The 12569-nt window shown below is 75.2% G+C and carries 14 protein-coding genes; 12 read left to right on the top strand and 2 right to left on the bottom strand.

From position 1 onward, the window contains the following. Both AB0D08_RS32495 and AB0D08_RS32490 read left to right on the top strand, forming a co-directional pair. A partial coding sequence (locus AB0D08_RS32495; RefSeq protein WP_094743042.1) for an acyl-CoA dehydrogenase family protein occupies positions 1 to 85 on the top strand: 85 nt, incomplete at its 5' end. A 125-nt stretch (positions 86 to 210) separates the two neighbouring features. Further along, positions 211 to 663: an NADAR family protein gene (locus tag AB0D08_RS32490; protein WP_033820562.1), complete on the top strand. Its 453-nt coding sequence runs from the start codon at positions 211 to 213 to the stop codon at positions 661 to 663. 37 nt (positions 664 to 700) lie between these two features. On the opposite strand, the gene AB0D08_RS32485 is transcribed toward AB0D08_RS32490, so the two are convergent. Continuing rightward, complete coding sequence (locus AB0D08_RS32485) at positions 701 to 1036, bottom strand: hypothetical protein (protein WP_033820561.1); 336 nt, start codon at positions 1034 to 1036, stop codon at positions 701 to 703. Between the two features lie 99 nt (positions 1037 to 1135). Here AB0D08_RS32485 and AB0D08_RS32480 point away from each other — a divergent pair, with 99 nt between their 5' ends. The 7 genes from AB0D08_RS32480 (at position 1136) to AB0D08_RS32450 (ending at position 6794) form a co-directional block, all read left to right on the top strand. Then, positions 1136 to 2125: a pseudouridine-5'-phosphate glycosidase gene (locus AB0D08_RS32480; RefSeq protein WP_359893832.1), complete on the top strand. Its 990-nt coding sequence runs from the start codon at positions 1136 to 1138 to the stop codon at positions 2123 to 2125. After that, on the top strand, positions 2122 to 3030 hold the full coding sequence (locus AB0D08_RS32475) for a PfkB family carbohydrate kinase (RefSeq protein WP_359893830.1): 909 nt from the start codon (positions 2122 to 2124) through the stop codon (positions 3028 to 3030). Before AB0D08_RS32480 ends, AB0D08_RS32475 begins: the two co-directional genes overlap by 4 nt. An 88-nt stretch (positions 3031 to 3118) precedes the next feature. Continuing rightward, positions 3119 to 3994 (top strand): SAM-dependent methyltransferase, encoded by an 876-nt coding sequence (locus AB0D08_RS32470; protein ID WP_359893829.1) that lies wholly within the window; start codon positions 3119 to 3121, stop codon positions 3992 to 3994. A 48-nt stretch (positions 3995 to 4042) separates the two neighbouring features. Further along, entirely contained in the window at positions 4043 to 4528 is a 486-nt protein-coding gene (locus tag AB0D08_RS32465; protein WP_082527275.1) for a universal stress protein, read from the top strand. Positions 4529 to 4619: 91 nt separating this feature from the next. Continuing rightward, entirely contained in the window at positions 4620 to 5075 is a 456-nt protein-coding gene (locus AB0D08_RS32460) for a MarR family transcriptional regulator (RefSeq protein WP_359893827.1), read from the top strand. Beyond that, a complete protein-coding gene (locus AB0D08_RS32455; protein ID WP_082527274.1) occupies positions 5072 to 5950 on the top strand; it encodes an ATP-binding cassette domain-containing protein in 879 nt (292 codons plus the stop codon). Before AB0D08_RS32460 ends, AB0D08_RS32455 begins: the two co-directional genes overlap by 4 nt. Next, a complete protein-coding gene (locus AB0D08_RS32450; RefSeq protein ID WP_359893825.1) occupies positions 5910 to 6794 on the top strand; it encodes an ABC transporter permease in 885 nt (294 codons plus the stop codon). The genes AB0D08_RS32455 and AB0D08_RS32450 overlap by 41 nt, the downstream gene beginning before the upstream one ends. Positions 6795 to 6852: 58 nt before the next feature. Here the strand turns inward: AB0D08_RS32450 and AB0D08_RS32445 are convergent, their stop codons facing one another. Next, positions 6853 to 7089, bottom strand: coding sequence for a DUF6296 family protein (locus AB0D08_RS32445; protein ID WP_033826054.1), 237 nt, complete (start codon positions 7087 to 7089; stop codon positions 6853 to 6855). Positions 7090 to 7445: 356 nt separating this feature from the next. On the opposite strand from AB0D08_RS32445, the gene AB0D08_RS32440 reads away from it, so the two are divergent. The 3 genes from AB0D08_RS32440 to AB0D08_RS32430 all read left to right on the top strand — a co-directional run bounded on the left by AB0D08_RS32440 (position 7446) and on the right by AB0D08_RS32430 (position 12564). Beyond that, positions 7446 to 7910: a hypothetical protein gene (locus AB0D08_RS32440; RefSeq protein WP_033826053.1), complete on the top strand. Its 465-nt coding sequence runs from the start codon at positions 7446 to 7448 to the stop codon at positions 7908 to 7910. A 198-nt stretch (positions 7911 to 8108) separates the two neighbouring features. Further along, positions 8109 to 10130 (top strand): SpoIIE family protein phosphatase, encoded by a 2022-nt coding sequence (locus tag AB0D08_RS32435; protein ID WP_051814409.1) that lies wholly within the window; start codon positions 8109 to 8111, stop codon positions 10128 to 10130. 127 nt (positions 10131 to 10257) lie between these two features. After that, positions 10258 to 12564 carry a SpoIIE family protein phosphatase gene (locus AB0D08_RS32430; protein WP_033826052.1) on the top strand — a complete coding sequence of 769 codons (2307 nt, stop codon included), beginning with the start codon at positions 10258 to 10260 and terminating at the stop codon, positions 12562 to 12564. The last annotated feature ends 5 nt before the right edge of the window (positions 12565 to 12569 follow it).

Raw genomic sequence — 12569 nt, 5'->3', positions numbered from 1 at the left:
GATGATGCGGGACGCGAAGATCACCCAGATCTACGAGGGCACCAACCAGGTCCAGCGCATCGTGATGGCCCGCAACCTGCCGTAACGCGCACCGGCCTGCCGCACCGCCCGTGCGGCAGGCCCGTCCGGCAGGCCCGCGCAAATCGGGTTGCCGCGCCGCCGGGCGGCTGGCAGGGTGCGGTTCTTCGCCGACGGACACGGGGGGCCGGGATGCCGATCTACTTCTACGGCGCCGACGAGCCGCCCTACGGCTGCTTCTCCAACTTCTCGCCGCACGGCTTCGAGCTCGACGGGCTGTGGTGGCCCACCTCCGAGCACTACTTCCAGGCGCAGAAGTTCGCCGGTACCCGGCACGCCGAGACCGTCCGCCGCGCCGGCACGCCGTTGCGGGCGGCGGAGTTGGGCCGGGACCCGGCCCGCGGACTGCGCCGGGACTGGGAGCGGGTCAAGGACGAGGCGATGCGCCGCGCGGTGGAGGCGAAGTTCCGCGCCCACCCCGACCTCCGGGCGGTGCTGCTGGCCACCGGTGACCAGGAGCTGGTCGAGGACACCGGCACCGACCACTACTGGGGTCGCGGCCGCACCGGCACCGGCCGCAACATGCTCGGCCGGATCCTGATGCGCACCCGCACCCGGCTGCGGGCCGGGCCCGAGGCGCGGTAGGGCACGGCGGGCGGGCGCCGCTGCCGGACGGCGGCGGTCAGCCGAGCAACTGCCCGTCGTACCAGACGTCCTCGTACCCCGGGCCGAAGCTGAACCGCCAGCCCGGCGGCAGCGCCAGGTAGGGCTTCAGCGACGGACAGACCGTCACCAGGTGGCCGACCGGGGTGGGGACGAAGAAGTCGGGATCGTCGGGAAGTTCCTCGGCGGACCAGACGAACCAGCCGCAGGCACCGTCCTCGGGCGGCTGCCGCAGGCCGTTCAGCGGGAACCTGACGCTGGAGAAGGTCCCGGCGAGGCCGAGGATCTCGGCGGCGCCGACGGGTGCGGGCTCGACGCCGAACCGGGCGCAGACCGCATCGTGGTCGTGAAGCATGGCAGATCCAGACATTTCGCGTCCCACCCCGCACCCGGCATCCTACGCCGCCGGGCGCGGCGAGGTTTGGACCCGCTCCGGCCATGCCAGGAATGGAGGATGACCAGGACAGCACCGGCCGCCCTGCGGCTCTCCGACGAGGTACGCGACGCCCTGCAGGACGGGACCCCGGTGGTCGCGCTGGAGTCGACGATCATCGCGCACGGCCTGCCCCGGCCGCGCAACCTCCAGGTCGCCGGGGAGCTGGAGGAGCTGGTCCGGGCCGCGGGCGCGGTGCCGGCCACCATCGCGGTGCTGGACGGCCTGCCGCGGGTCGGGCTCGGCAAGGCCGAGCTGGAGCGGGTCGCCACCGACACCGGCCTGCGCAAGCTGGGCTTCCGCGACCTGGCCCCGGCGGTCGCGGCCGGGGCGAGCGGGGCGACCACCGTCTCGGGCACCGCGTTCCTGGCGGCCCGGGCCGGGATCCGGGTCTTCGCCACCGGCGGCCTCGGCGGGGTGCACCGGGGCTGGACCGACACCCAGGACGAGTCCAACGACCTCGCGCTGCTGGCCAGGACCAGGATCACCGTGGTCTGCGCCGGGGTGAAGTCGATCCTCGACGTCCCCGCGACGCTGGAGCGGCTGGAGACGCTCGGTGTGGCCGTCCTCGGTCACCGGACGGAGTCCTTCCCCGGCTTCTACCTGACCAGTTCGGGCAGCCCGGTGGACTGGACGGTGCAGGGGCCGGCCGAGGTCGCCGCCGTGATGCGCGCCCAGGACGGCCTGGGCGGACCCGGATCGGCGCTGATCGTGGCCAACCCGGTACCGCCGCACCAGCAGTTGGACCCCGGGCTGCACGACCGGGTGCTCGCCGAGGCGCTCGCGGCGGCCGAACGGGAGGGCGTCACCGGGCAGGCCACCACGCCGTTCCTGCTCGCGTACCTCACCGAGCACACCGCCGGTGCCTCGCTGGAGGCCAACCTGGCCGCCGTACGCGGCAACGTCGCCCTCGCCGCCGAGATCGCCGGCGCGTGGGCAGCGGACCCGGCGGACCCGGCGGACCCGGCCGGCCCGGCGGCGGGGGCGGGCGGAGCGGTGGAACGCGGATGACCGCCGGGCCCGGCGCGCTGCTGGTGATCGGGGACGTGGTCACCGACGTGCTCGCGCTGCACGAGGGCCCGCTCGCACCGGACACCGACACCGCGGCGCGGATCTCGGTGTGCCCGGGCGGCGCGGGCGCCAACGTCGCGGCCTGGGCCGCCCACCGGGGCGCCCCTGTCGTCCTGCTGGCCAGGGCCGGCGCCGACAGCGCCGAGTGGCACCGCGGGCAGCTGCGGGCGGCGGGTGTCGACCCCCGGCTGGTGGTGGACCGGGACGCCCCGACGGCGGTGGTGGTCTGCCTGGTCGACGGCCGGGCGGAGCGCACCCTGGTGACCGACGGCGGCGCATCGGTGCGGCTCGGCCCCGAGGACTGGGACCCGCGGCTGCTCACGGGCGTGGCCCGGGTGCACCTGTCCGGCTACCTGTTCTTCTCGGAACCCGGGCGCCGGCTCGCCGCCCTGGTGCTGGCCGAGGCCGCCGCGCGCGGCACACCGGTGAGCGTGGACCCGGCGTCGACCGGTTTCCTCGGGCGGCTCGGGGTGGACGCCTTCCGGGCGGCGGTGGCCGGCGCCGGGCTGCTGCTGCCGAACCTCGCCGAGGCCCGGCTGCTGTCCGGCCGGGCCGACGGGGTCGGCGCGGCCGAGGAGTTGAGCGCGGCGTACGGGACGGCGGTGGTCACGCTCGGCGCGGCCGGCGCGCTGGTGGCGCGGGACGGCAGGCTGGTCGCCCGGGTACCGGGGGTGCCCGCGGCGGCGCTGGACAGCACGGGTGCGGGCGACGCGTTCACCGGCGGGTTCCTGGCCGCCGCGCTGGCCGGCGCGGGGCTCGCGGCGGCCGCGGAGGCGGGCTGCCGGGCGGGCGCCGAGGCCGTCCGGACGGTGGGCGGACGCCCCGCCGCCGGCCCGGCGGCCTGAACCGCTCCCGCGGGCGGCGCCGCGGACCCGCCCGGTCGGGTTACTGTGGGTCGGGTCCGAACGGTAAGTGTGCTGGGGGTGTGCGATTTTGTCGGAGCATCAGGACGGTCCGGAGCGCCGGGACTGGACCGGGGAGCTGGGCGGGATGGTCGAGCAGGTCGGCGGCCACCGGCCGCCGGAGATCGAAACCTCGCTCCCGCACTCGGCCCGGATGTACGACTACTGGCTCGGCGGCAAGACCAACTTCCCGGCCGACCGGGCCCTCGGCGAGGCCTTCGAGCAGGCCATCCCGAGCATCCGCACGATGGCCCGGGAGAACCGGGCCTTCCTCGGCCGCTCGGTCCGCTACTTGGTGCGGGAGGCGGGCATCCGCCAGTTCCTGGACATCGGCACCGGCATCCCCACCGAGGGCAACACCCACGAGGTCGCCCAGGCCGAGGCCGTGGACAGCCGGGTGGTGTACGTCGACAACGACCCGATCGTGCTGGCGCACGCCCGTGCGCTGATGGTCAGCGGCGTCGCGGGGAGGACCGCCTACCTCCACGCCGACCTGCGGGAGCCGGAGCGGATCCTGTCCCACCCGGCGCTCACCGGCACCCTCGACGTCACCCGGCCGGTCGGTCTGATGCTGGTGGCGATCCTGATGCTGCTGGAGGACGAGGACGACCCGTGGGGCAAGGTCCGCAAGCTGCTGGACGCGCTGCCGGCCGGCAGCCACGTCGCGATCACCCATCCCAGCGCGGACTTCAACCCGGAGGCGATGGGCCAGGTCGTCGCGGCGGCGCAGCAGGGACGGTTGACCCTGGTCCCGCGCACCAGGGAACAGGTCGCGGAGTTCTTCGGCGACTGGGAGCTGATCGAACCGGGTGTGGTCCCGGTGATGGGCTGGCACCCGGACGGCGCCCCGCCCGCGGACCCGCAGGCCGCCTACTACTGGGCCGGGGTGGCCCGCAAGCGTTCCTGAGCGGCCCGCCGGGGGCGCCCGCGGCCCCGGGGACTACGCTCGGGAGCTGTGAACGACGAGTGGCAGCCCGACCGGTCCTCGCTGTCCGGTGCGCAGTTCGAGCGGGGGACCGACGGTCCCAAGGTGATCCTGGTGGGTGTGGACGGCTCCGCCGCCTCGGGCCGGGCCGCCGCGTACGCGGCCGGGCTGGCCCGCCGTCAGAACGCGCTGCTGGTGGTGGTCTACGTGCAGCCGGTGCTCGGGACGGCGGTGGCGATGGGCGCGTCCGTGGCCGAGGTGACCGAGGAGGTCGCCGAGTCGCTGGTGGCCGAGATCAGGGCCTGGGCGGACCGGATGCGCGGCGTGTTCGAGGTCCGGTGGCAGTTCGTCACCTTCCGCGGTGACCCGTACGGCGGCCTGGTCGCCACCGCGGACCGGCTGAAGGCGGACGCCGTGGTGGTCGGCGCCTCCGAACAGGCCGGGCACCGGATCGTCGGCTCGGTGGCGGTCCGCCTGGTGAAGTCCGGCCGCTGGCCGGTCACCGTCGTCCCGTAGCCGCCCCCGGCGTCCCGGCCGGGACCCGGTGGGCGGAGCCGGTCCGCCGGACCCCCGTGCGATACCTCTTATTGAGAGCTAAAATGACGGTATGGCGACCACGGGACTGGGTGACGAGCTGGCCGACCTGCTGGTCGGGATCCAGCGGCTGCTGCGCCGGCGCCTGCGGCGGGGCCTGACCGCGCCCCGGCTGCGCGGCGCGCAGGTGGAGTTGCTGCGGCTGGTGGCCGCCCGGCCGGGCATCCGGGTCTCCGCCGCCGCCAAGGAGCTGTACCTGGCGGGCAACTCGGTGTCCACCCTGGTCAACCAGCTGGTCCGGGACGGCCTGCTGCTGCGGGCCCCCGACCCGGCGGACGGCCGCGCCGCGCTGCTGCACCCGACGCCGCAGGCCGCGGCGCGCCTCGCAGCCTGGGACGGACGCCGCAGCGAGCTGGTCACCGCGCAGGTAGCGCTGCTGTCCGAGGCGGACCGGGTGGCGCTCACAGCCGCACTCCCGGCCCTGCGGCGTCTGGCCGAGGGCCTCCACGAGGAAGGGGACGGGGAATGACCGTGACACCCGCCGTGACACCGGCCGCCGGCGGTCCGCCGCCGGGCGGGCCGGCCACCGCCGTGCGCTGCACCGGCCTGCGGTACTCCTTCGGCGCCGCCCGTGCGGTCGACGGTCTGGACCTGGAGGTCCGAGCCGGTGAGGTGTTCGGCCTGCTCGGTCCGAACGGCGCGGGCAAGACCACCGCGATCCGGGCGATCACCACCCTGCTGCGGATCCCGCCGGGCATGGTCGAGGTGTTCGGGCACGACAGCGCCCGGGAGCGGATGGCGGTGCGCCGCCTGCTCGGGTACGTGCCGCAGCAGCTGTCCGCCGACGGCGGCCTGACCGGGCGGGAGAACGTCGCCCTGTTCGCCCGGGTCTTCGACGTGCCGCGCCGCGAGCGGGCCGCCCGGGTGGCCGAGGCGCTGGCCGCCGTCGACCTCACCGAGGCGGCCGACCGGCTGGCCGGGACGTACTCCGGCGGCATGGTCCGGCGCCTGGAGCTGGCCCAGGCGCTGGTCAGCGCGCCGCGGCTGCTGATCCTGGACGAGCCGACGATCGGCCTCGACCCGATCGCCCGGACCGGGGTGTGGGACCGGATCAACGAGGTCCGGGCGGCCACCGGGATGACGGTGCTGGTCACCACGCACTACATGGACGAGGCGGACCAGTACTGCGACCGGGTGGGCCTGATGCACCGCGGCCGGATCCGGGCGCTGGGCACGCCGGGCGAGCTCCGGCACGCGCTGGCCGGTCCCGGCGGCGCCGAACCGAGCCTGGAGGACGTCTTCCGCCACTACGCCGGCAGCGGGCTGACCGGCCGCGACAACGACGAAGGAGGGGATCTCGGCGATGTCCGCCGCACCCGCAGGACCGCTTCCCGTGTCGGCTGACGCCCCGGCCGCCCCGCCGGCCCCCGTCGCCGCGTCCCCGCAGCTGCGGCTGCTGCTGACCCCGCCGCCGGCCCGCCGGGGCTGGCGGCTGGTGCCCGCCCGGGTGGCGGCGCTCTGCGCCATCGAACTGCAGAAGCTGCGGCACGACCGGGTCGAGCTCTACACCAGGGCGGTGCAGCCGGCCCTGTGGCTGCTGATCTTCGGCGAGACCTTCACCCGGATCAAGGCGATCCCGACCGGCGGGATCCCGTACCTGGACTACCTGGCGCCGGGCATCATCGCGCAGTCGGCGATGTTCATCGCGATCTTCTACGGCATCATGATCATCTGGGAGCGGGACTCCGGGGTGCTCACCAAGCTCCTGGTCACCCCGACCCCGCGGGCCGTCCTGGTGACCGGCAAGGCCTTCGCGGCCGGGGTGAAGTCGGTGGTCCAGGCCGTGGTGGTGGTGCTGATCGCGGCCGTGCTCGGGGTCTCGATGACCTGGAACCCGCTGCGGCTGCTCGGGGTGGCCGTGGTGGTGGTGCTCGGCTCGGCGTTCTTCGCCTGCCTGTCGATGTCGATCGCCGGGATCGTGCTCACCCGGGAGCGGCTGATGGGGATCGGGCAGGCGATCACCATGCCGCTGTTCTTCGGCTCGAACGCGCTGTACCCGGTCGCGGTGATGCCCGGCTGGCTGCAGGCGGTCAGCAAGGTCAATCCGCTCAGCTACGAGGTGGACGCGCTGCGCGGTCTGCTGCTGGGCACCCCGGCCCACCTGTGGCTCGACCTCGGGGTGCTGGTGCTGGCGGCGGTGCTGGGGGTCGGCGCGGCCTCCGCGCTGATGGGCCGGCTGGCCCGCTGAGCCGTACGGCGGACGGCCCGCGAGGGGCCGTCCGCCGTGGTCCGCGGTCGCACCCGGGTCAGGGCAGCGGCACCGCGTGGATCGGGGTCTGCGAGTTCTGGCTGCCGCCGGTGGCGAGCATCCTCACCTCGTCGCGGTCGCTGATCTCGGCGCGGACGATCCCGGAGGCGTCCGCGTACACCGGATGCCCGCCGGGCCCGGTGTCCCCGGTCGCCTCGACCACCACCACGTCCTGCGGAGCGTGCGTGCCCGGCGCGCCGGGAAACGTCAACGCGTAGCGCTTGCCCTGACTCATACGCGGCCCTCCTGTACGGCCCCCGGCACTCATCCTAGACACGCTCCGGCGGCCCAGCCCGTTCGTACCGGCCGGGTCCGCGGGGGCCGGCGGCCCGCTCCGGCCCGGGTGGCCGCGGCCGCCCGGCCGACTCCTCTGACGGACCATCATCCTGATCAGGCGTCACCATCGCGCGCGCTCGGGCGAGTTAGCTGGATCACATCCGGCACCGATCTGTTGTGAAGATCGCATGAGCTGTTCGAATCCATGCCACCCTGTCTTCAGGTCTGATGTGAAATATCACATGTCAGATGCCTCCTGCGGGAACGCCGTGGGAGGCCTGTCCGTACGAGCAACCTGCACGAGGAGAACCACCGATGAGCCGTCTTGCCCTTATCGCCGCCGGCGTCGCCGGCCTCACCACCCTGGGTGTCGCACCGGCCACCGCCGCCACCGCCCCGCAGGCCGGTACCGCCGCCGTCACCACCACCACGACCTGCGGATACCTGGGCTACCAGGCCGGCCTGGCGACCAAGGTCTGCGCCGACGTCACCGGCACCGGCGTCGAGATCTACGGTCAGGTCGGCCTGGCCGGCCCGCCCTCCCCGGGCAGCCCGGCGCCCCAGCCCAGGCAGCTGATCACCAGCCTGTCGGCCAACCTGGTCGGCGGCGCCTCGCTCGGCACCGTCAACCAGAACGTGAACTTCACCGCCTCCACCATCCAGGTCCACGGCATCCCCGCCACCGTCCCGTGCGGCTCCACCGTGCACGCGAGCTTCTCCGTCGCGTCCTTCCCGTGGTCGCCCAACCCGGTCACCCTGGACCTCCCGATCGCCTGCTGAGCCGTCCGGCGAGGCAAGGGGCCCGGCCGCACCCGCGGCCGGGCCCCGGCGCGTCCGGCCCGGCGACGGCATGCGCATCCCCGGCCGGTCTCGTAGCGTCGAACGGGAGTGGGCACCCGAGTCCGCGCGGCCCCGGCCGTACCCAGCGCACCGGCCGCGCGAGCCCCGCGCGCCGAGCCCGAGAGGAGGGCGCCGCCCGTGGACGCCGCCGAGCCCGAATTCGTGCCCGAGGTCTTCGACCGGGCCATCGTCTCGGTCGCGCTGCTCAGCGGCCCCGAACACCGGCTGGTCTACTACAACGACGCCTTCCGCCGGCTGTTCGGCGAACGGACCCTCGACCTGCCCGCCGCCGACGCCTTCGCCGACGAGTACGCCGCCCCGTTCCTCGCCCTGCTCGACCAGGTCTACCAGGAACGCGAGGCCCGCCAGGTCAGCGCCCCCAGGGCCACCGTCGGCACCGCCCCCGGCGCCCCGGGCCCCCGGTACTTCGTCTACAGCTGCACACCCGTGCGCTCCCGGCACGGCCGCGGGGTGCTCGCCGTGGCCGTCGACACCACCACCGAGGTGGTGGCCGCCGAACGCGCCCAGGAACTCTCCCTCCAGCACCAGCAGGCCCTGGAACGCTACAAGGCGCTGGTCACCGCGGTCTCCCAGATGGTCTGGCTGCTGCGCCCCGACGGGACCATGACCGAACTGGTCGCCGGCTGGCAGGACCTCACCGGCTCCCCGTGGCGCCCGACCATGGACCCGGGCTGGCTGGAGCTGATCCACCCCAGCGACGCCCCCCGCCTGGTCCAGGCGTGGGCGGAGGCCGCCACCGGCACCCCCGCCATGTTCGAGACCACCTTCCGGGTGCTGACCGCCTCCGGCGAGTACCGGCACGTCAAGTCCCGGGCGGTCCCGGTCTTCGCCGACGGCCGGCTGACCGAGTGGATCGGCGCCACCGCCGACATCGAGGACCAGTGGCGGGCCCGGCTGCGCGAACAGCTGCGCGCCAAGGTCGCCGCCGCACCCGCCCACCACCTGCAGGCCGCGTTCGCCGCGATGGCCGAGGCGGTGGTGCCCGACCTCACCGACGCCTGCGCGGTCTTCCGGCTGCCCGACGGCGACGGGCCCGCCCTCGCCGACGGCATCATCGGCACCCGGGTCGCCTCCGCCGCCCGGCCCGGCCTGCCCGCCCTGCCCGCACTGCGCAGCCAGACCTACCGGGTCGGACCGGTCGCCCAGGAGGTCATCGAGAGCGGCCGGCCCCGGCTGATCACCTTCGCCGCCGGCCACCCCCCGGACGGCGTCCTGCCCGACGTGTCCCTGCGCTGGCTGGCCGAGGCCCGCGCCACCAGCCTGGTCCTGGTACCGATCGTGGTGGACTCCGCCGTGGTCGCCTTCGCCGCGGCGGCCGGCTGCGGCGGGAGCCCGCCGCCGAGCGCCGCCGACATCGCCCTGCTCGGCGAGGTCCTCCAACAGGCCCAGCGGCCGCTGCGCAACGTCCTGGAGCACCAGCACGCCCGCCGCACCGCGCTGATCCTGCAACGCGCCCAGCTCACCCCCGTCCCCGAGGTGCCCGGCGCCGACCTCGCCGCCCGCTACCAGCCGGCCAGCACCACCGCCGAGATCGGCGGCGACTGGCACGACGCGTTCTTCCTGCCCGACGGCACCCTCGCCCTCGCCATCGGCGACATCGCCGGCCACGACCTGACCGCCGCCACCGCGATGGGCCAGCTGCGCAGCATGCTGCGGGCGCTCGCCTACAACAGCAACCGCCCGGCCACCCCGGCCGACATCCTCGCCCAGCTCGACCGGGCCGCCGAAGGGCTGCAGGTCGCGCCGTTCGTCACGATCGTGCACGCCCACCTGACCCTGCGCGCCGACGGCTGGCACGTGGTCTGGGCGAACGCCGGGCACCCCCCGCCGCTGCTGATCCCCGCCGAGGGCCCCGCCCGGCTCCTCACCGGACCCCGCGCCGACCTGCCGCTGTGCGTGGACCCGGACGCGCCGCGCAGCATCCACCGCCGCGTCCTGGGCGCCGGGGACACCCTGCTGCTGTACACCGACGGCCTGGTCGAGAGCCCCGGCACCGGCCTGACCGAAGGCCTGGACCGGCTCGCCGCCGCCGCCACCGAAGCCCGCCACCTGCCGGTCGAGCAGCTCTGCGACCGGCTGCGCCGAGTGGCGGACGTCCGGGACGACATCGCGCTGCTGGTCTTCCGGCCGCGCCTGTGAGGCCACCGCCGATGCCCGCCCGCCACCCGTCCGGCGACCGCCCGCAGACACGCGCGGCACCGCCATCCGATGCAGGATGAGGAGGAGTGGACCGGCCCGCCCGCCGACCGCGTGAGGTGCGCACACCATGGAGAGATTCCGCCACCCGTTCACCGGGAGCCTGGCCGCGGCCGTCCTCGATCCCGAGGGCGTGGTCGTGGGCTGGACCGCCGCGGCCCAGGCGCTGCTGAGCCGGCCGGCCGGCGAGGTGTGCGGCCGGCCGGTGCGTGAGCTGCTCGCCGACCCGGACCACTGGAACGCGCTGGCGGGCGCCCGGGAGGGCCGGGTGGCGCTGCTGGACGCGCAGGGCAACCCCACCGACATCGCCTTCCAGGTGCTGCCGCTGGCCGGCCCGGGCCCCGACGGCTTCCTGGTGCTCGGCGCCCCGGCCGACCAGGTCGTCCGGTGGCGCGAGGACGACGCCTTCGCCAGCGGACTCTTCCTCCAGGACCGGGTCGGCCTCGCCGTCTTCGACGACCAGCTGCGGCTGCTGCGCACCAACACCAACCTGCTGCCCTACAGCGGGGTCCCCACCGACCTCAACGGCATGCGGCTGGCCGACTTCCTGCGCGCCGAGGACGCCGAGGCGATCGAGGTGCTGCTGCGGGACGTGCTGGAGAGCGGCCGGCCGCTGGTGCTGCCCGAGGCCCTGGTGCGGACCGTGCTCGACCCGCGCGGCGGACGGGTGATGGGCATCTCCGCGTTCCGGCTGCAGGCCGACGGCGAGAAGCCGATCGGGGTGACCGCGCTGTTCACCGACGTCACCGAACTCGGCCGCTCACGCCGGCGCCTCGAACTGCTACACCGGGCCACCGCCGCGCTCGGCGGCTCGCTGTCCGTCACCGGTACCTGCGTGGACCTGGTCGCCGTCCTGGTTCCGGGGCTCGCCGACGCGGCCGTGGTCGAGGTCGCCGAGGCGGTCTTCAACGGCGACGACCCGCTGCCCGACGCCGCCGGACTGCTCAGCCTGCGCCGCACCGCCGCGGTCGGCCCCGACACCGTGGAACCGCCGACCGGGACCACCGTGTACGTGGAGGCCGCCGGCGCCGCCGTTCCCGCTGCCACCAGCACCGCGGACGGCCGCCCGACGATGTCCGCCCCGCTGCGCGCCCGCGGCATCCTGCTCGGCCGGATCCGCGCCTACCGGGACCCGACCGGCGACCGCTACGAGAGCACCGACCTGGAACTGCTCCAGGAGATCGCCTCCCGGGCGTCGCTGGCCCTCGACAACGCCCGCCGCTACACCCGTGAGCACCGGGCCGCCGTCAGCCTCCAGCGCAGCCTGCTGCCGCCCGCCGCGACCGACACCCCCGCGGCCGTCACCGCCAGCGTCTACCTGCCCACCGACACCGACGGCGGGGTCGGCGGCGACTGGTTCGACGTGATCCCGCTGTCCTCCGCGCGGATCGCCCTGGTGGTCGGCGACGTGGTCGGCCACGGCCTGGAGGCCACCGCGACCATGGGCCGGCTGCGCACTGCCGTACGCACCCTCGCCGACCTGGACCTCGGCCCGGACGAACTGCTGGTGCACCTGGACGACCTGGTCTCGCAGCTGGTGGTGGAGGCCGATGACCAGGACGGCGGCGGGATCCGCCGGGAACCGGCCCCGGCCGGCGCGACCTGCCTGTACGCCGTGTACGACCCGGTGTCCGGGCGGTGCGTGATGGCCAGCGCCGGACACCCGCCGCCCGCCGTGGTTCACCCGGACGGCGCCATCGGGTACGTCGAACTCAGCCCCGGGCCGCCACTGGGCGTCGGCGGCTTCCCGTTCGAGGTGGCCGAGATCGAACCGGCCGCCGGCAGCGTGCTGGTGCTGTACACCGACGGACTGATCGGCGGCGGCGACGGCGACCTGGACGACGGCATGGCCGAACTGCGGACCCGGCTCGGCCGCGCCTCGGTCACCACCCGCCCCCTCGCCGAGGCCGGCCGGGAGATCACCGAGAGCCTGCCGCCGCACCGCCAGTCCGACGACGTCACCCTGCTGCTCGCCCGGACCCGGGTGCTGCCCGCGGGCGACACCGCCGCCTGGGACGTCGAACCCGACCCGGCCGCCGTCGCCCGGGTCCGCGAGTCGGTCACCGCCCAGCTGGAGGCCTGGGGACTGGACGAGCTGGCGTTCACCACCGAACTGGTGGTCAGCGAGCTGGTCACCAACGCGATCCGGTACGGCGGCGGCCCGGTCGGCGTCCGGCTGATCCGCGCGGAACGGCTGATCTGCGAGGTCTCCGACCCGAGCAGCACCCAGCCCCGGATGCGCCGCGCCCGGGTCACCGACGAGGGCGGCCGCGGCCTCTACCTGGTCGCCCAGCTGACCAGCCGCTGGGGCAGCCGCTACACCGACCAGGGCAAGGCGATCTGGACCGAGCAGGAGGTCCCGGGCGGCGCCGGGTAGGGCGG

Origin of the sequence: Kitasatospora sp. NPDC048540 (assembly GCF_040651175.1) — a bacterium.
Classification (GTDB): domain Bacteria; phylum Actinomycetota; class Actinomycetes; order Streptomycetales; family Streptomycetaceae; genus Kitasatospora.
The sequence above is the reverse complement of the archived record's forward strand: the minus strand, read 5'-3'. Positions and strand labels throughout refer to the sequence as shown.